This window comes from Streptomyces longisporoflavus, from assembly GCF_014649775.1.
GTDB lineage: Bacteria > Actinomycetota > Actinomycetes > Streptomycetales > Streptomycetaceae > Streptomyces > Streptomyces longisporoflavus.
This window is the reverse complement of sequence record NZ_BMTR01000003.1, coordinates 278,912-297,825: the sequence shown is the minus strand read 5'-3', so window position 1 is coordinate 297,825 and position 18,914 is coordinate 278,912. Positions and strand designations below refer to the sequence as shown.

The following is an 18,914-nucleotide window of genomic DNA, read 5'->3' as shown; positions in this document are numbered from 1 at the left end:
CACATGAGCCGAGCGGGCTCCCGGGACGGTCCCCGGGAGCCCGCTCTCGTGTGCGTACGCGCTTACTCGCCGGGCCAGGGCACCTCGGGCGACTTGTAGTAGCCGATGCCGAGCGCGTCCCAGCGCGGCCCCTGCTCGGCGAGCCGCTCCTTGTACGTGTCCCAGTCGTGCGTCGACGCGGGCGACCAGCCGAGCTCCGCGATACCGGGCAGCCGCGGGAACGCCATGTACTCGATGTGCGCCGAGGTCGAGAGCGTCTCCGACCACAGCTCGGCCTCGACACCCTTGATCGAATCCTCGGGTGCGCCCGCGAGGTACGTGCCCGGGTCCCAGTCGTAGCTGCGCTGGACCGAGACGTAGCCCGCCCAGGACAGGCCGAGCGGGGTGTTCTTGTCGTACTTCATGTCGAGGTAGGAGCGGTCGGCGGGCGAGAGGACCAGCTTCGTGCCCTTCTTCGCCGCGTTCACGACCTGCTCGCGCTCGGCGGCGCCGGTGGCGTCGTAGCCCCAGTACTGCGCGAGAGCGCCCTTGGCGGGCGTGGCGCCGGTCAGCTGGTGCCAGCCGACCACGGTCTTGCCGTACTTGGCGACCACGGGCTGGACCTTGTTCATGAAGGTCACGTAGTCCTCGTGGCTGGTGGAGTGCGCCTCGTCACCGCCGATGTGGATGTACTTGCCGGGCGTCAGGGCGGCGATCTCGCGGATGACGTCGTCCACGAAGTCGTACGTCACGCCCTTGCCCACGCACAGCGAGCTGAAGCCGACCTCGGTGCCGGTGTAGAGCGGCGGGGCGACGCCGTCGCAGTTCAGCTCGGCGTACGAGGCGAGTGCGGCGTTCGTGTGGCCCGGCATGTCGATCTCGGGGATCACTTCGAGCTGCCGCGATGCCGCGTACCGGACGATGTCCTTGTACTGGGCCTTCGTGTAATAGCCGCCCTTGCCGCCGCCGACCTGCGTGGAGCCGCCGTACGTCGCGAGCCTGGGCCAGGAGTCGATGGCGATGCGCCAGCCCTGGTCGTCGCTCAGGTGCAGGTGCAGCTTGTTGACCTTGTAGAGCGACATCTGGTCGATGTAGCGCTTGACCTTGTCGACCGAGAAGAAGTGCCGTGACACGTCGAGCATCGCGCCGCGGTGCTCGAAGCGGGGCGCGTCCTCGATGGTGCCGCCGGCGACCAGCCAGGGGCCCTTCTGCTTCGTCTTCTTCTCGGCGGCCGCGGGCAGTTGCTGGCGCAGCGTCTGGACGCCGTAGAAGAGCCCCGCGGCCTTGCGGGCCGTGATGGTGACGGAACCGCGCTTCGACTCCAGGCGGTAGCCCTCGCCGCCCAGCGACTTGTCCTTGGAGTCGAGCCGCAGCCGGATGCCGTCGCGGCCCCCGTCGTCGGTGACCTTGAGGGAGTAGCCGGTGGAGGGACGCAGGACGTCCGCCAGATAACCACCGATCCGGTGCGCGTCGCGCGATTCGCCGACCCGGATGCGGGTCTTGGAGTTGATCTCGTACGGGGATCCGCCGGGCTCCGCGGACGCGGGCGCCGGGATGACCTGGCCGAGCGGGGTCGGGGTGGTGGCCGTGGCTGCCTCCTTCACGCCGCTGCCGCCGCCCGGCACAGCGGCCACGGACGAGAATCCGGCCGCGGCGACGAGCAGCAGCGAGCCGAACAGACGGGTCGATCTGTGGTGCTGTCTCACGAGCGGGTCCCTTCGACGGGCCGTCACTGTGGTGCAACGCAATCGAACGGTCACCATGCGTACCCTGCGCCCCGAGGCGGGTCAAGGGTGTAGACCACTTCGGACGCCCTCCGATGGAAGAATCGTCCCATGGCGGAAATCATCCAGCGCGACGGGACCTGGACCTTCGACGGAGAGATGCTGCGCCTTGTGCCGGGACGCGACAAGAACGTGTCTCTGCTGCGCAAGTCGCTGGGAGAACTGGCCGTGCCGCTGGCCGCGTTGGCGGGCATCGCCTTCGAACAGGGCAAGAAGACGGGGCGTCTGAGACTGCGTCTGCGGGACGGCGCGGACCCGCTCCTCCAGGCCGCCGGCGGCAAACTGGGGGAATCGGATGATCCGTACCAGCTGACGGTGGAGTCGGATCGCTACGGCGTCGCGGAGTACGTCGTGGACGAGGTCCGCAACGCCCTCCTCATCGAACAGGTGCCGCCGGGTCCTTGCGACAGCTATCTCCTTCCGGGCCCTTCGGTGCCGCTCTCGGTGTCGGCGGGAGACGGCACGGCGAGCTTCGACGGCGAGCACATACGCCTGGAGTGGAACTGGAAGACGGAGGAGGCGAAGTCGGCGTCCGGCACCCGCATGCTGGCCCTGGCCGACGTCGCGGCGGTGGAGTGGCAGCCCGCGGTGGGCCTGGAGAACGGCTACCTCCGCTTCGCCGTACGGCACTCGCCCACCAAGGCCCCGCCGAAGTACGACCCGAACTCGGTCGAGCTGTGGGGCTTCAAGAAGGACCCGCTGATGGCGCTGGTGGCGGCGGCCGTGCAGGTCCGTCTTCCGCACCCGGCGGGGGCGCCGGGCCAGGCGGAGTCCGCGGAGGGCCCGGCGGCCCTGACGGCGGCCGGGGCTCTGGCGCCGGCGCCTGCCGAGGACGATCACGACGCGCTGCTGCGCCGGCTGCGCGAGCTGGGCGAACTGCACAAGGCCGGGGTCCTCACGGACGACGAGTTCTCCCTCGCCAAGCAGGCGATCCTGAAGCGCATGTAGGACAACCCCGAAGCGCAGGTACGCCGCCGGGGCTCATTTTCGCCGCGACCCTGCCCGATTCCGGGCAGGATTGTTGCACCCGGAGGGCTATTCCTCCAGGATCAACGAATGCACGACGACCTGGTGGACCACCTGACCCGCAGCACCCCGCTCCAGCGGGGCGAAGCGCTGCGGGTCGTCCAGGACGTGCTCGCCTACTTCGACGAGACGACCGAAGAGTTCGTCCGTCGCCGCCACCGCGAGCTGCAGGGTCAGGGCCTGCTGAACGCGGCGATCTTCGAACAGATCTCGGCGGACCTCGAATACCGCGCGGTAGCACCACCCGAGCTCTCGCTCCGGCAGCTGCGCCGCATCATCTACGGCTAGGAAACCCTCTATGTGTGGAATCGTCGGCTATATCGGCAAGCGTGACGTGGCCCCCCTCCTCCTCGAAGGCCTCCAGCGCCTGGAGTACCGCGGCTACGACTCCGCGGGCGTCGTCATCACCAGCCCCAAGGCCTCGGGCCTGAAGATGGTCAAGGCGAAGGGCCGCGTGCGCGACCTGGAGGCCAAGGTGCCCTCCCGCTTCAAGGGCACCACCGGCATCGCCCACACCCGCTGGGCCACCCACGGCGCCCCCTCCGACGAGAACGCCCACCCGCACATGTCGGGCGACGACAAGGTCGCCGTCGTCCACAACGGCATCATCGACAACGCCGCCGAGCTGCGCGCCAAGCTCTCCGCTGACGGCGTCGAGTTCCTCTCCGAGACCGACACCGAGGTCCTGACCCACCTCATCGCCCGCTCGCAGGCGGACAAGCTGGAGGAGAAGGTCCGCGAGGCCCTGCGGCACGTCGAGGGCACGTACGGCATCGCCGTCCTGCACGCCGACTTCAACGACCGCATCGTCGTCGCCCGCAACGGCTCCCCCGTCGTCCTCGGCATCGGCGAGAAGGAGATGTTCGTCGCCTCGGACGTCGCCGCGCTCGTCTCGCACACCCGCCAGGTCGTCACGCTCGACGACGGCGAGATGGCCACCATCAAGGCCGACGACTACCGTACGTACACCACCGAGGGCTCCCGCACGACCGCCTCGCCGACCACCGTGGAGTGGGAGGCCGAGTCGTACGACATGGGCGGCCACGACACGTACATGCACAAGGAGATCTTCGAGCAGCCCGACGCGGTGGACCGCGTCCTGCGCGGCCGCATCGACGACCGCTTCTCCACCGTGCACCTCGGCGGCCTGAACCTCGACGCGCACGACGCCCGCAAGGTGCGCCGCGTCAAGATCCTCGGCTGCGGCACCTCGTACCACGCGGGCATGATCGGCGCCCAGATGATCGAGGAGCTGGCCCGCATCCCCGCCGACGCGGAGCCCGCGTCCGAGTTCCGCTACCGCAACGCGGTCGTGGACCCCGACACCCTCTACATCGCGGTCTCCCAGTCCGGCGAGACGTACGACGTGCTCGCCGCCGTCCAGGAGCTGAAGCGCAAGGGCGCCCGCGTCCTCGGCGTCGTGAACGTCGTCGGCTCGGCGATCGCCCGTGAGGCGGACGCGGGCGTGTACGTCCACGCGGGTCCCGAGGTCTGCGTCGTCTCGACCAAGTGCTTCACCAACACCACGGTCGCCTTCGGCCTGCTCGCCCTGCACCTGGGCCGCATCCGTGACCTGTCGGTCTCCGACGGCAAGCGGATCATCGACGGCCTGCGCAAGCTGCCGGGCCAGATCTCCGAGATCCTCGAACAGGAGGACGAGATCAAGAAGATCGCCGAGCAGTACGCGGAAGCCCGCTCCATGCTCTTCATCGGGCGCGTGCGCGGCTACCCCGTCGCCCGCGAGGCCTCCCTGAAGCTCAAGGAGGTCTCGTACATCCACGCCGAGGCCTACCCCGCCTCCGAGCTCAAGCACGGCCCGCTCGCGCTCATCGAGCCCGCCCTGCCGACGGTCGCGATCGTCCCGGACGACGACCTCCTGGAGAAGAACCGCGCCGCCCTCGAAGAGATCAAGGCCCGCAGCGGCCAGATCCTCGCGGTCGCGCACCAGAAGCAGGAGAAGGCCGACCAGACGATCCTCGTCCCGAAGAACGAGAACGAGCTCGACCCGATCCTGATGGGCATCCCGCTCCAACTCCTCGCCTACCACACGGCCTTGGCCCTGGGCCGGGACATCGACAAGCCCAGGAACCTGGCCAAGTCGGTCACGGTCGAATAGGCGCCGGTTCGGGACCGACGCATGAACGACCCCCCGCGCGTGCCACCAAACGTGCGAGGGGTCGTTCTTCAAGGGGCGGGGGCGCCCATTCCCCCGACCCACGCCTGCCTCAGTCCGTGGCCGTCACTCCCCGGTCGGCAGGGGGTCGTGCCCCTTGTACGTACCCTTCACAAGGGCACAACCCACCTCTACGCACGAGTAGATTTATCTACACGGGGAAGAAGCCGACACCCCGTCACCCTCGCCCCACCAGGGACGAAGAGGAGTTACGGGATGACCACCACGGGCCGTTGCGCGCGGCGCGCGAGCCGGCCCGCGACCGAGCCGAAGATGCGCCCCACGATCCCGTGCGTCGATCCGACGACGATCGCGTCCGCGGAGTACTCACGGCCGACCTCTTCGAGTTCGTGGCAGATGTCGCCGCCGCGCTCGACGAGAATCCACGGCACCTCGGCCAGATAGTCCGCACAGGCCAGTTCGAGGCCGAGCACTTCCGTGCGGTGGTCCGGCACGTCGACGAACACCGGCGGCTCGCAGCCCGCCCACACGGTGGTGGGGAGTCTGTTGGCGACATGCACGATGATCAGGCCGGAGCCGGAGCGGTGGGCCATCCCGATCGCGTACGAGAGGGCGCGCTCACTCGAGGTCGAGCCGTCGAAACCGACGACGACCCCGTGCCGGAAGGCCGGATCGCAGGAATGACGTCGCTCTTCCGCCGCCTCGGGGGTCGCCGTGGGATCGGCGACCTGCCGCTTGCGGTCCGCTGGGGGTTCGGAGAATTCGTGACCGGCCATGGGTGTCTCGGCGAAGGAGTCCTCTGTGGGAGGGTCGGCTCTGTTCGGTTCGTACGGCGCAGCAGGGAGCAGAACGGACAGGATCGGACAGGATCGGGCAGGCAGAGTCGGGAGCGGCGACAATCACCGGAGCTGTGTCCGGGAATCATCTTCCCAACCCCATACCCCCAAGGGTACGGCGACACTCCTCTCCTGCCCAGAGCTTGCTGTCAGCCCTGCGGGAGCCTCACGGCGTTCACCGGAGCATGCATGAGCGGCGCCCGTATGGCAATGGTTGCTGCCCCGTACAGGCGGTTTGGGCACCCACCCGCATGAGCCATCGCATGAGCCACCCGCGTGGGCCCGCATCGGCCACAAGGTCTACGCCAGTGACCGGCCGGGCGACCGCGCGTTGAACTCCGGTACGCCACCGCCACAGGGAGCCCGCCGTGCCTGGACTGCCGTCAGTGTCCTCACAAGTCACGTCGTCCTCACGCGCCACGATGCAGAGCCACCGACGGGCACCGCAGGGGGCGCACGAGCGTCCGCGCGGCGCTGTCCCGCCGCCGCGCGCCGAAGGGTCGCGTCTCACGCCCGCGCAGGACTCGGCGAGCGATGTCGTGCGCTGGGCCGCGTTCAGCTGTGTCCTGGTGCCCGTCGTCCTGGTGGGCTACGGGACGTCGCTGGCCGGAGCCGCGGGGGCGGCCCTGGGCCTCGCGGCCGTGACGGGGGTCTGCCGGCTGCTGCTGCGGCAGTCGGAACGGGGGGCGGTGCGGCTCTCAGAGGGGCCGGGCGGGGCGCCGGGCGAGGGCCGCCGCGGACGGCACGGGCGGACGGGCGCGGGGGCGCACAGGGGCGGTCGGCATGCTGGTGGGTCTACGCCGGGGGACTGACCGATTCGCACGTACTCCCCCGTTGCTTTTCAGCCAACTTCCTATGGCCATGCATTTCTTGGCCGAAGGGGTACTCAACCCCGGTCCCACCAGGGCTGAAAGGCATGTGGAGGCCGTCTGAACCCTACGGGGACCGGCCACGGAGGCGAGGCGCACTTCCCAGCAACGCCCGTGAGTGCAACGCTTCGTGATCGACTGCTTCACGCCAAGTTGCCATGTCGACATAGTGCCGGGTCCTTAACTGGTCACCCCGGCAGCACGGGACGCAGTAGATTCGATCATGACTGTATTACGGCGGGGGACTGGTGGAGGACCGAGGGGAAACGTGCAGGAGCGACAGGTCCGACAGGAACGCCAAGAGCGCCGGGAACGCAGAGACCGCACATCACACAGAAAAATCAGAACAGGCAAAGAACAGGGAGCCGCGACGACCGAGGGGGGCTTAGCACCATGAGCCACGACTCCACTGCCGTGCAAGAAGCCGCGTCGCGGAAGCTTTCCGGACGCCGCCGCAGGGAGATTGTCGCGGTGCTGCTGTTCAGCGGTGGCCCCATCTTCGAGAGTTCCATACCGCTCTCCGTGTTCGGGATCGACCGGCAGGACGCCGGGGTCCCGCGTTACCGGCTCCTCGTCTGCGCCGGTGAAGAGGGTCCGCTGCGGACGACCGGGGGGCTCGAACTCACCGCGCCGCATGGCCTCGAGGCCATCGGGCGCGCGGGCACCGTCGTGGTGCCGGCCTGGCGGTCGATCACCTCGCCGCCGCCGCCGGAAGCACTCGACGCGCTGCGCCGCGCACACGAAGAGGGCGCCCGCATCGTGGGGCTCTGCACCGGAGCCTTCGTGCTCGCCGCGGCCGGCCTGCTCGACGGCCGCCCGGCGACCACGCACTGGATGTACGCGCCGACGCTGGCCAAGCGGTACCCATCCGTCCATGTGGACCCGCGCGAGCTCTTCGTCGACGACGGAGACGTGCTCACGAGCGCGGGGACCGCGGCCGGAATTGATCTGTGCCTCCACATCGTGCGGACGGATCACGGCAACGAAGCGGCGGGCGCGCTCGCCCGCAGGCTCGTCGTGCCTCCGCGCAGGGCCGGCGGCCAGGAGCGCTATCTCGACAGGTCTTTACCTGAGGAAATCGGCGCCGACCCGCTCGCCGAGGTCGTCGCCTGGGCCCTGGAACATCTCCACGAGCAGTTCGACGTGGAGACCCTGGCCGCGCGCGCGTAGCATGAGCAGGCGCACCTTCGACCGCAGGTTCCGCTCGCTCACCGGGAGCGCTCCCCTGCAGTGGCTGATCACTCAGCGCGTACTGCAGGCACAGCGGCTGCTCGAGACCTCCGACTACTCCGTGGACGAGGTCGCGGGCCGCTGCGGCTTCCGCTCGCCGGTGGCCCTGCGCGGCCACTTCCGCCGGCAGCTGGGCTCCTCGCCCGCCGCCTACCGGGCCGCTTACCGCGCCCGCAGGCCGCAGGGGGGCGATCGGGCCCTGCTGGAACCGCCGGCGCCCGTTCCCGCCGTGCAGGCGGTGAACGCCGAGGGCGGCGGGCCCGTCCCGTCGCAGACCCGGCGAACGGCGGCCGCGAGTGCGTTCGGTCCCTCGACCTCGATGCCGGCGGACGCGGGAAAGCCGTACTCGGATCTGTACGCGCCAGGACGTCCGCCACTGCCCGGCCAGAGGAGCGCGCCGTAGGGTAAGACGCATGAACGATCGCATGGTGTGGATCGACTGCGAGATGACCGGGCTCTCGTTGACGGATGACGCACTTATCGAGGTGGCCGCACTGGTCACCGACTCGGAACTGAACGTGCTCGGCGAAGGTGTGGACATCGTGATCCGCCCGCCGGACGCGGCGCTGGAGACCATGCCCGAGGTGGTGCGCAAGATGCACACCGCCTCGGGGCTCCTCGACGAGCTGGCGGCGGGCACGACGCTGGCCGACGCCGAGGCGCAGGTCCTCGCGTACGTACGTGAGCACGTCAAGGAGCCGCGCAAGGCTCCGCTCTGCGGGAACTCGGTCGGCACCGACCGGGGCTTCCTGCTGCGCGACATGGGGACGCTGGAGGAGTTCCTCCACTACCGCATCGTCGACGTCTCCTCGATCAAGGAGCTGGCCCGGCGGTGGTACCCCCGGGCGTACTTCAACAGCCCGGACAAGAACGGCAACCACCGGGCCCTGGCCGACATCCGCGAGTCCATCGCCGAGCTGCGCTACTACCGCGAGGCGATCTTCGTGCCCCAGCCGGGCCCGGACTCGGACACCGCGAAAACGATCGCGGCCAAGCACGTACTGCCCGCGGAGTAGCCTCCGCGGGCACCCGGTGTACGGGGTCCGCAAAAGGCGTGCGCGAGCACCCCTTCGGACCCTGTACACTTTTTCTCGGCCGGTCGGAAGAAAGAAAAACGACCGGACATGGTGGGTGTAGCTCAGTTGGTAGAGCACCTGGTTGTGGTCCAGGTGGCCGCGGGTTCAAGTCCCGTCACTCACCCTGAATGATCAAGGCCCGGTCCGCGAAAGCGGACCGGGCCTTCTTCGTGCCTCCCGCGCCCGGCGGGCCCGTCGGGGCCTCAGGAGGACGCCCGCTCCACCAGTTCCGTCGGCAGCACCAGCTGGCGGTGTTCCAGGCGGCGGGCCGATGCCGGGCGGTCGTCGGCGATCTCGGCGAGGAGGAGGTCGATCATCGCGCGGCCCATCTCCTCGATCGGCTGGCGCACGCTCGTCAGCGGCGGATCCATGTGGCGGGCGATCGCCGAGTCGTCGAAGCCGACGAGCGCCACGTCGTCGGGTATACGGCGCCCCGCCTCGCGAAGGACCTGGCGGGCGCCCGCGGCCATCACGTCCGAGCCCGCGAAGACCGCGTCCACGCCGGGGTGGGCGGCGAGCAGCTCCGTCATCGCCCGGCGGCCGCCCTCCTCCGTGAAGTCGCCCGGCGCGACGAGGCTCTCGTCCACGCGGTGGCCGGCGTCCGTGAGGGCGGCGCGGTAGCCGTCCAGGCGGCGCTGGGCGCCGTACACGTCCAGGCGGCCCGTGATGGTGGCTATACACGTACGGCCGCGCCCCAGGAGGTGCTCCACCGCCGAGTGCGCGCCCGCGAAGTTGTCGGAGTCGACCGAGGGCAGTGCCTCGTCGGCGGAGCGGCGGCCGCTGATCACCGCGGGGATCTCCAGCTGGGTGAGCAGGTCCGGCAGCGGGTCGTCGGCGTGCACCGAGACCAGCAGGACCCCGTCGACGCGATGGGCCGCGAGGTACTGGGCCAGACGCTGCCGCCTGCGGTCGTTCCCGGCGAAGATCAGCAGCAGCTGCATCTCCGTCTCGCCGAGCTCCGCCCCGACGCCGCGCAGGACGTCGGAGAAGTACGGCTCGGCGAAGAACCGGGTCTCGGGCTCGGGCACGACGAACGCGATGGCGTCGGTGCGGTTGGCCGCGAGGGCACGGGCCGCCGTGTTCGGGACATAACCGAGTTCCGCGACGGCGGCCTCGACCGCCGTACGGGTCGCCTCGCTCACCCGCGGCGATCCGTTGATCACCCGGGACACCGTCCCGCGGCCCACTCCCGCTCGTGCGGCGACCTCCTCCAGGGTCGGTCGCCCGCCACTGCGGCTGCGTGCACCGTGAGCTGCCATTGTCCGCCTCCCGTCGCACTTCCCCCGGCGAGGAATGTAGAGGAATGTAACAGCCTGATCTTCGCCGGGCGGATGGACCGATCACGCGAGCGCCCTCGTAACAGCCCGATAACTGAAGACATATCTCTATGTCCGGTCCCTTGACACCCCCGCTCTGAGCCACGACTCTTCAACTCATCACTTGTGGGAGCGCTCCCACGGTACCTGACACGTACACATCCCGCACGTTCCCCGCCCGAGCCGAAGAGTCAAGCAACGGGGCAAGCAGTGCAGTTGGCCGGGGGGTCGGCACGTCAGGCAACAGGAGGACGTAATGCGCACGACTTATCGCCGACCCGGTCGGCTGGTGGCCTTCGCGGCCGTGACCGCGCTGGCCACAAGCCTGCTGGCCGGCTGTTCGAGTGACGACGACGGTGGTTCGGCGAGCAGTGACGGCAAGATCACGCTCAATGTCGGCACGTTCGGTGTCCTTGGCCTGAAGCAGGCCGGGCTCTACGACGAGTACGAGAAGTCGCACCCGAACATCAAGATCAAAGAGAACGTCATCGAGCGGAACGACGCCTACTATCCGAAGCTGCTCACCCAGCTCCAGTCGGGCGCGGGCGTCAATGACGTCGCCGCCATCGAGGTCAGCAACATCACCGAGGTGGTGCAGACCCAGGGTGCCAAGTTCGAGGACCTGAGCAAGGCCGAGGGCGTGGACAAGTCCACGTACCTCGACTGGAAGTGGGACCAGGGGACGACCGAAGACGGCAAGACCATCGGTCTCGGTGTCGACATCGGCCCCACCGCGCTCTGTTACCGCAAGGACCTCTTCAAGAAGGCCGGTCTGCCCACCGACCGCGAGGAGCTCGCCAAGGCGTGGTCCGGCGACTGGGACAAGTACGTCGAGCTCGGCGAGAAGTACATGAAGAAGGCGCCCGACGGCACGAAGTTCGTCGACTCCGCCTCCAGTGTCTACAACGCCGTCTTCGCCGGTGCCACCGAGCGGTACTACGACAAGAGCGGCAAGGAGATCTACGAGAAGAGCCAGGGCCGCAAGGACGCCTGGGACGCGGCGATGAAGGTCGCCAAGGGCGACATGTCGGCCAAGCTCAAGCAGTTCGACCCGACGTGGGACCAGGGCTTCGCCAACGCCAAGTTCGCCACCGTGGCCTGCCCCGCGTGGATGGCCGGCTACATCCAGGAGAAGACGGGCGCGAGCGGCAAGGGCCAGTGGGACATGGCCAGGGCGCCCAAGGAGGGCAACTGGGGCGGAACGTTCCTCGGTGTGCCGAGCGCCGGCAAGCACAAGAAGGAGGCGACCGAGCTCGCCGTGTGGCTGACGCAGCCCGAGCAGCTCTCGAAGGTCTTCGCCAAGCAGGCCAGCTTCCCCTCCACCCCGTCGGCGTACGACTCGCTGAAGCCCTCGCCCGCGACCAAGGCGTACTTCAACAACGCGCCCATCACGAAGATCTACGGCGACATCGCCAAGAACATCCCCTCGGTCATCTACGGTCTCAAGGACGCCCAGATCGGCCAGTCCATCACGGACATCGGTGTGCTCCAGGTGGAGCAGCAGGGCAAGTCTCCGGCTGAGGGCTGGGAGGCCGCGCAGAAGGAGATCAAGGATGTTCTGGGACAGTGACGCGCATGTCCGAGACCACTGAGTACGCCGAGACCGCGTCCCCCGACAAGGGGGACGCGGCCCCGGCCGCGTCCGGGAGGCGCAAATCCTCCCCCACGTCCTCGTGGCGCAGCCGCCTGTACCGCTGGGACATAAAGGCGTCGCCGTATGTCTTCGTCGCGCCGTTCTTCCTGTTCTTCGGGGCCTTCGGCCTCTTCCCGCTGCTCTACACCGGCTGGGCGTCGCTGCACCGCCTGGAACTGACCAACCTCGACGACAGCACCTGGCTCGGCCTGGAGAACTACACCAACCTGCTGCAGAGCGACTACTTCTGGAACGCGCTCGGCAACACCTTCACCATCGGTGTCATCTCCACCGTCCCGCAGCTGGCCATCGCGCTCGGCATCGCGCATCTGCTCAACTACAAGCTGCGCGGCTCCACCCTGTGGCGCGTGGCGATGCTCGCTCCGTACGCCACGTCCGTGGCGAGCGCCTCGCTGGTCTTCACGCTCCTGTTCGCGTGGGACGGCGGCATGGTCAACTGGATCATCGGGTCCGTGGGCTTCGATCCCGTCAACTGGCGCGAGTCGTCGTGGGGTTCGCAGTTCGCGGTGTCCTCGATCGTCATCTGGCGGTGGACCGGCTACAACGCCCTGATCTATCTGGCGGCGATGCAGGCCGTGCCGCACGACCTGTACGAGTCCGCGTCGCTCGACGGCGCCTCGCGCTGGCAGCAGTTCCGGCACGTGACGATCCCGATGCTGCGTCCGACGATCCTGTTCACGGTGGTCGTCTCCACCATCGGGGCGACCCAGCTCTTCGGTGAGCCGCTGCTGTTCGGCGGCACGGCCGGGTCCAAGGGCGGCGCCGACCACCAGTTCCAGACGCTGGGTCTCTATCTGTACGACCAGGGCTGGATCAACGGCCATCTGGGCAGGGCCTCGGCCGTCGCCTGGCTGATGCTCGTGATCCTGCTGCTCATCGCCGCGGTCAATCTGCTGATCGCCCGACGTCTGAGGAAGGCCCAATGAAGTCCCGCACCTCGGGCCCGACGACGGACCTCGCGTCGGACCCGCCGACCGACGTGATCACGAGCCCGGAGTCCGCTCCCGCGCCGCGCCCGAAGTCGGGCCGCTCGCTGGGGCTCAAGGCCGGGCGCACGATGCACGCGGGTCCGTGGACCTACATCGTGCTCGCGCTGTTCACGGCCGTGTCACTGGCCCCGCTGATCTGGACGGCGATCGCGGCGTCGCGGACCAGCGGGCGGCTCGCCCAGACACCGCCGCCCCTGTGGTTCGGCGGCAACCTCTTCAAGAACCTGGAGCGGGCCTGGACGGAGGCGAGCCTGGGTGACGCGATGCTCAACACGACGATCGTGGCGGGCAGCATCACCATCGGCACCGTCCTGTTCTCCACGATCGCCGGCTTCGCCTTCGCCAAGCTGAAGTTCAAGTTCAGCGGTCTGCTGCTCCTCCTGACGATCGGCACGATGATGGTGCCGCCGCAGCTCAGCGTCGTACCGCTGTATCTGTGGATCGCCGACCTGCAGTGGACCAACCAGCTCCAGGCGGTGATCCTGCCGACGTTCGTGAGCGCCTTCGGCGTGTTCTTCATGCGGCAGTACCTGTTGCAGGCACTGCCGAGCGAGCTCATCGAGGCGGCCCGGATGGACGGCGCGAGCAGCCTGCGGATCATCTGGCACGTGGTGTTCCCGGCGGCGCGGCCCGCGATGGCGGTCCTCGGCCTCCTCACGTTCGTCATGGCCTGGAACGACTTCCTGTGGCCGATCATCGCCCTCAACCAGTCGAACCCCACCGTGCAGGTGGCGCTCAACTCCCTCGGTACGGGGTATATCCCGGACCGGGCGGTGATCATGGCGGGCGCGCTCCTCGGCACGCTGCCGCTGCTCTTCGCGTTCATCCTGTTCGGCAAGCAGATCGTGAGCGGCATCATGCAGGGCGCGGTCAAGGGCTGAAGCCCGCTTCCGACCAGCGCCCTCGCCTCGTACGCCCGGGTCGAGCGGCTCCGGGGCCGAACCGCGCCCGCCGCCTCGGCCCCGGCGACCCGCTCGCCCTCTGTCCCCGTGCCGCCCTGCCCCCTGTCCTGTTTCCCCCTCTCCATGGGAGCGCTTCCATGCCTGAACCCCTTACCTTTCCGGCCGACTTCCTCTGGGGAGCCGCCACGTCCGCGTACCAGATCGAGGGCGCCGTGCGCGAGGACGGCCGCACCCCCTCCATCTGGGACACCTTCAGCCACACGCCCGGCAAAACCGCCGGCGGCGACACCGGTGACGTGGCCGTCGAGCACTACCACCGCTACCGCGACGACGTGGCGCTCATGGCGGACCTCGGCCTGAACGCCTACCGCTTCTCCGTCTCCTGGTCGCGGGTGCAGCCCACCGGACGCGGCCCCGCCGTGCAGCGCGGCCTCGACTTCTACCGGCGCCTGGTCGACGAGCTGCTCGCCAAGGGCATCAAGCCCGCCCTGACCCTCTACCACTGGGACCTGCCGCAGGACCTGGAGGACGCGGGCGGCTGGCCGGCGCGCGAGACCGCCTACCGTTTCGCCGAGTACGCGGGCTTCGTCGCCGAGGCCCTCGGCGACCGCGTCGAGTCGTGGATCACCCTGAACGAGCCGTGGTGCAGCGCCTTCCTGGGCTACGGCTCCGGCGTGCACGCCCCCGGCCGTACCGATCCGGCCGCGGCCCTGCAGGCCGCGCACCACCTCAACCTCGCGCACGGCCTGGGCACGCAGGCGCTGCGCGCCGCCCTGCCGGCCCGTGCCCGGGTCGCGGTGAGCCTCAACTCCTCGGTGGTCAGGGCGGTCTCCGACAGCCCCGCGGACCAGGACGCCCGGCGCCGCATCGACAACCTCGCCAACGGCGTCTTCCACGGCCCGATGCTGCACGGCGCCTACCCGGCGGACCTGCTTGACGACACCGCCCGGATCACCGACTGGTCCTTCGTGCAGGACGGCGACCTCGCCGCCGCCCACCAGCCGCTCGACGCCCTCGGCCTCAACTACTACACGCCCGCCCTCGTCTCGGCCGCCCAGAACGATCCGGACAGCCCGCGCGCCGACGGGCACGGCGCCAGCGACCACTCCCCGTGGCCCGCAGCCGACGACGTGGCCTTCCACCAGACGCCGGGCGACCGCACCGAGATGGGCTGGACCATCGACCCGACCGGCCTGCACGACCTGATCATGCGCTACACCCGCGAGGCGCCGGGCCTGCCGCTGTACATCACCGAGAACGGCGCGGCCTACGACGACAAGCCCGACGCGGACGGCCGCGTGCACGACCCGGAGCGCATCGCCTACCTCCACGGCCACCTGGCCGCCGTCCGCCGGGCCATCACGGACGGCGCCGACGTCCGCGGCTACTACCTCTGGTCCCTCATGGACAACTTCGAATGGTCGTACGGCTACAGCAAGCGCTTCGGCGCGGTGTACGTCGACTACGAGACGCAGGCCCGCGTCCCGAAGTCCAGCGCCCACTGGTACGCGGGCGTCGCGGCCGCCGGTGAGCTGCCGGAGAAGAGCGTGGTGGGCTGACCGGCCGCACCGGCAGTACCCCTGAGGAGCCGAGTGGCACGCCGCCACACGGCTCCTTAGGTTTCACATATGCCATATAACGCAATAGACCAGGCACGGTGAGTGCCCGTGGGCGTACTCCGTGATCACCCCGAGTTCGCGCTGTTCGTCTGCCTCGCCCTGGGCTACCTGTTGGGCAAGGTGCGCGTCGGCCCCATCACCCTGGGCGGCATCTGCGGCACCCTGATCGTCTCGCTGCTCCTTGGCGCCTGGGCCAAGGTGGTCGTCTCCGACGACGTCAAGACGATCTTCTTCGCGCTCTTCATCTTCGCCCTGGGCTATCTCGCGGGCCCGCAGTTCTTCTCCAACCTCAACCGCAAGAGCCTGCGGTTCTTCGCGCTCTGCGCGATCGAGCTCGTCTGTGTCCTGGGCATCGCGCTCGGCCTGGCCAAGGCCTTCGACCTGGACGTCGGCACGGCGTCGGGCATCCTGGCGGGCGCGGCCACCGAGTCGGCCGTCGTCGGTACGGCGACCGAGGCCATCGGCAAGCTCGACGGGCTCACCCCGGACCAGATCACCCAGTACCAGGGGCACGTCGCCACCGCGTACACGGTCTGCTACCTCTTCGGCCTGATCACCATCGTGCTCTACACCAGCCAGATCATGCCGATGATGCTGCGCATAAACCTGCGGGACGCCTCGCGCGAGCTGTGGGAGAAGATGCGCGGCTCGGGCGGCGGCCTGGAGTCCGACGAGCGCCAGGCCCTGCCGGGCATGGTCGGCCGCACCTATCTGGTGACGACGGCCGACGGCAGGACCGTCGGCGACCTGGAGTCCGAGCTTGAGGGGCGGGTCACCGTCGAGGCCGTCAAACGCGGCAGCAAGACGCTCACGCCCCGCCCGGATCTCGCCCTGACCCTCTCCGACCTGGTCCTCGTCGTGGGCCTGCGTGCCAACACCATCGAGGCGGGCCGGCTCATCGGCACCGAGACCCCCGGCATCCCCGGCGTCGACACCCCGCTCGCCACCACCCAGGTCGCCGTCACCGAGAAGTCGTCGGACGGCCTGAGCGTGGAGGAGTTGCAGCGCGCCCATCCCGAGTTCGTCAAGGACGGCGTGTACGTCACCGACGTACTGCGCGGTGACCAGCATCTGCCCGCCGCCGGGGGCACCACCGTGCGCCGCGGTGACGTGCTCACCCTGGTGGGCGCGCGGTCCGGTCTGAACAAGCTGGTCGCCAAGATCGGCGCGGTCGTCAAGAACGACGCCACCGACTTCATCTATCTGGGGCTCGGGATCGCGGCCGGTTCCCTGCTCGGGCAGGTCGTCGTGCACTTCGGCGACGTGCCGATGTCCCTCGGCACGGGCGGCGGCTGTCTGGTCTCCGGGCTGCTCTTCGGCTGGTTCCGCTCCCGCAGGCAGACCTTCGGGGCGTTCCCGCCGCAGGCGGCCAACACCATCAAGGACATGGGGCTGGCGATCTTCATCGCCTGTACGGGGCTCGTCTCGGGGCCGCAGGCCTGGCCGCTGCTCAAGCAGTACGGGGTGCTGCTTCCGTTCGCCGGGATCGCGATGGTCCTCGTACCCGCGACGATCTCGCTCTTCGTGGGCCGCAAGCTCCTGAAGATCGAGAAACCGCTCCTGATCGGTGCCATCGCGGGCCAGCAGTGCTCGACCCCGGCGATCACCTCCGTCACCCAGGTGGCCCAGAGCTCGGTCCCCTTGCTCGGCTACACGATCACTTACGCCCTCTCCAACTTCCTGCTCCCCCTGACCGGGCCGATCCTCGTCGGCGTACTCGGCTCCTGAAGAGCAGCACACCCGGCGTACCCCGGCGCACATCCGGAGCGTAGAAAATGATCGACTTCCTCAACCGGAACATCTTCCAGCCCCATCCGGAGCTGCTCGTCTTCATCACCGTGGCGATCGGCTTCCTCTTCGGAAAGCTGCGCTACAAGGCGATCGCCCTCGGCGCGGTCACCGGCTGTCTCGTCGCGGGGCTGCTGCTCGGGGCGCAGTTCAAGGTCGAGATCGACGGGACGGTGAAGAACCTCTTCTTCACGATGTTCCTCTTCGCCCTCGGCTACAAGGTCGGCCCGCAGTTCTTCCGCGGCCTGAAGAAGGACGGCCTTCCGCAGGTGCTCAACGCCGTCGTGGTCTGCGTGACCGGCCTGCTCGTCTGCTGGGGCTTCGCCGCGATGCTCGGCTACGGGCCCGGGCTCTCGGCCGGGCTGCTCGGCGGGGCGCTCACCCAGTCCGCCGTCATCGGTGTCGCGGGCGACGCGATCTCCAACCTGCCGGGACTCAGCTCCGCGCAGGTCAAGAGCGAGTCGAACCTGGTCGCCATCGGGTACGCGGTGACCTACCCCCTCGGCACGATCCTCTGCGCGATGCTGCTCGCCAACGTCCTGCCGAAGCTCTACCGCAAGGATCTGGCAGCGGAATCGGCCGCCCTGGCGAAGGAGCTCGACACCCCCGGCGACAACCCCGACCTGGCCGAGGGCTACTACGAGGTCGTCCTGCGCGCCTACACCGTCCAGCGCCCCGACCTCGCGGGCCGCACCATCGAGGACTTCGAGAAGCAGCAGCGCGAGCTGGGCCGCCGGGTCTACATCACCCGCGTACGCAGAGAGGGGAACATCCTCGACCACGACCAGCGCACGGCCCTGCGCGAGGGCGATGTCGTCGCGCTGAGCGCACTGCGCGGCTCGCTCGTCGAGTTCGACCCGCGTACGCACGTCGGCGCCGAGACCGACGACGTCGAACTCCTCGGCTATGAGACCGAGACCCTGCATGTCGTCGCCTCCGAGAAGCACCGGCTCGGCCGGACCATCGGCGAGCTGCGCCGCGAGCCGTTCATGGTCGGCGTCTACGTCGACAAGCTGTACCGCTCCGGGTCCGAGTTCCCCTACCGCCTGACCACCGAGCTGGAACGCGGCGACACCCTGATCCTCACCGGCCCCAAACGCCTGGTGGACCCGGCGGGCAAGGAACTCGGCAAGCCCGTGCCGACGTCCTTCGCCACCGACATGGTCTGGGTGGGCCTCGGCATCTTCCTCGGCGGCTGCATCGGCATCCCGGCACTCACCGCGGGCGGCGTGCCGATCTCGCTCTCCACGTCCGGGGGGGCGCTGATCATGGGGCTCGTCTTCGGGTGGATCCGCGGCAAGTACCCGACGTACGGGAACGTCCCGCCCGGCGCCCAGTGGTTCATGGACACCCTCGGGCTCTGTCTCTTCGTCGCGGTCGTCGGCATCAACGCGGGCCCGAGCTTCACCTCCGGTCTCTCCACGGCGGGCTGGGGGCTGCTCCTCTTCGGTGCGATCGCCACGGTGCTCCCGCTGATCGTCGGTTTCCTCTTCGGGCACCACGTGCAGAAGATCCGCTTCCCGATCCTGATGGGAGTCCTGGCCGGCGGCCAGACGACCACCGCGGCGATCGGCGCGATCAACGAGACGTCCAGATCCCAGATCCCGACGCTGGGCTACACGATCCCGTACGCCATCAGCAACGTGCTCCTGACCATCTGGGGCGCCGTCATCGTCCTGCTCCACCACTGACCCCCGCTCCCCCACGTGAGG

The 18,914-nt window shown here is 69.1% G+C and carries 14 protein-coding genes, 1 tRNA gene and 1 pseudogene; 13 read left to right on the top strand and 3 right to left on the bottom strand.

Annotation, left to right across the window (positions count from 1 at the left end):
- Positions 1 to 62: 62 nt before the first annotated feature.
- Positions 63 to 1,685: a beta-N-acetylhexosaminidase gene (locus tag IE226_RS08010; protein ID WP_229870614.1), complete on the bottom strand. Its 1,623-nt coding sequence runs from the start codon at positions 1,683 to 1,685 to the stop codon at positions 63 to 65.
- A 129-nt stretch (positions 1,686 to 1,814) separates the two neighbouring features.
- Here IE226_RS08010 and IE226_RS08005 point away from each other — a divergent pair, with 129 nt between their 5' ends.
- The 3 genes from IE226_RS08005 (at position 1,815) to glmS (ending at position 4,905) form a co-directional block, all read left to right on the top strand.
- Complete coding sequence (locus IE226_RS08005) at positions 1,815 to 2,711, top strand: DUF4429 domain-containing protein (protein WP_190080327.1); 897 nt, start codon at positions 1,815 to 1,817, stop codon at positions 2,709 to 2,711.
- A gap of 108 nt (positions 2,712 to 2,819) precedes the next feature.
- A complete protein-coding gene (locus tag IE226_RS08000; RefSeq protein ID WP_190080326.1) occupies positions 2,820 to 3,077 on the top strand; it encodes a hypothetical protein in 258 nt (85 codons plus the stop codon).
- A gap of 10 nt (positions 3,078 to 3,087) precedes the next feature.
- A complete protein-coding gene (gene glmS, locus IE226_RS07995; RefSeq protein ID WP_190080325.1) occupies positions 3,088 to 4,905 on the top strand; it encodes a glutamine--fructose-6-phosphate transaminase (isomerizing) in 1,818 nt (605 codons plus the stop codon).
- Between the two features lie 266 nt (positions 4,906 to 5,171).
- On the opposite strand, the gene IE226_RS07990 is transcribed toward glmS, so the two are convergent.
- Positions 5,172 to 5,699: a universal stress protein gene (locus IE226_RS07990; RefSeq protein WP_190080324.1), complete on the bottom strand. Its 528-nt coding sequence runs from the start codon at positions 5,697 to 5,699 to the stop codon at positions 5,172 to 5,174.
- A gap of 482 nt (positions 5,700 to 6,181) precedes the next feature.
- On the opposite strand from IE226_RS07990, the gene IE226_RS07985 reads away from it, so the two are divergent.
- The 4 genes and pseudogenes from IE226_RS07985 to IE226_RS07970 all read left to right on the top strand — a co-directional run bounded on the left by IE226_RS07985 (position 6,182) and on the right by IE226_RS07970 (position 9,058).
- Complete coding sequence (locus IE226_RS07985) at positions 6,182 to 6,571, top strand: hypothetical protein (protein ID WP_229870673.1); 390 nt, start codon at positions 6,182 to 6,184, stop codon at positions 6,569 to 6,571.
- 450 nt (positions 6,572 to 7,021) lie between these two features.
- A pseudogene (locus IE226_RS07980) lies at positions 7,022 to 8,261 on the top strand (GlxA family transcriptional regulator).
- A 10-nt stretch (positions 8,262 to 8,271) separates the two neighbouring features.
- Complete coding sequence (orn, locus tag IE226_RS07975; RefSeq protein WP_190080323.1) at positions 8,272 to 8,874, top strand: oligoribonuclease; 603 nt, start codon at positions 8,272 to 8,274, stop codon at positions 8,872 to 8,874.
- Between the two features lie 111 nt (positions 8,875 to 8,985).
- Positions 8,986 to 9,058 (top strand) — tRNA-His (locus IE226_RS07970).
- A gap of 79 nt (positions 9,059 to 9,137) precedes the next feature.
- On the opposite strand, the gene IE226_RS07965 is transcribed toward IE226_RS07970, so the two are convergent.
- On the bottom strand, positions 9,138 to 10,193 hold the full coding sequence (locus IE226_RS07965) for a LacI family DNA-binding transcriptional regulator (protein WP_190080322.1): 1,056 nt from the start codon (positions 10,191 to 10,193) through the stop codon (positions 9,138 to 9,140).
- A gap of 313 nt (positions 10,194 to 10,506) precedes the next feature.
- Between IE226_RS07965 and IE226_RS07960 the strand changes: the two genes are divergently transcribed.
- The 6 genes from IE226_RS07960 (at position 10,507) to aspT (IE226_RS07935) (ending at position 18,893) form a co-directional block, all read left to right on the top strand.
- Positions 10,507 to 11,820 (top strand): ABC transporter substrate-binding protein, encoded by a 1,314-nt coding sequence (locus IE226_RS07960; RefSeq protein WP_190080321.1) that lies wholly within the window; start codon positions 10,507 to 10,509, stop codon positions 11,818 to 11,820.
- Positions 11,821 to 11,825: 5 nt separating this feature from the next.
- The gene (locus IE226_RS07955) at positions 11,826 to 12,830 is read left to right on the top strand and encodes a carbohydrate ABC transporter permease (protein WP_190080320.1); all 1,005 of its coding nucleotides are present in this window, start codon (positions 11,826 to 11,828) and stop codon (positions 12,828 to 12,830) included.
- Positions 12,831 to 12,961: 131 nt separating this feature from the next.
- Positions 12,962 to 13,774, top strand: a complete 813-nt coding sequence (locus IE226_RS07950; RefSeq protein ID WP_229870671.1) for a carbohydrate ABC transporter permease — start codon at positions 12,962 to 12,964, stop codon at positions 13,772 to 13,774.
- Positions 13,775 to 13,932: 158 nt separating this feature from the next.
- Complete coding sequence (locus IE226_RS07945) at positions 13,933 to 15,354, top strand: GH1 family beta-glucosidase (protein ID WP_190080318.1); 1,422 nt, start codon at positions 13,933 to 13,935, stop codon at positions 15,352 to 15,354.
- Positions 15,355 to 15,462: 108 nt separating this feature from the next.
- Positions 15,463 to 17,142: an aspartate-alanine antiporter gene (aspT, locus tag IE226_RS07940; RefSeq protein WP_190080317.1), complete on the top strand. Its 1,680-nt coding sequence runs from the start codon at positions 15,463 to 15,465 to the stop codon at positions 17,140 to 17,142.
- A 47-nt stretch (positions 17,143 to 17,189) separates the two neighbouring features.
- Entirely contained in the window at positions 17,190 to 18,893 is a 1,704-nt protein-coding gene (gene aspT / locus IE226_RS07935) for an aspartate-alanine antiporter (protein ID WP_190080316.1), read from the top strand.
- The last annotated feature ends 21 nt before the right edge of the window (positions 18,894 to 18,914 follow it).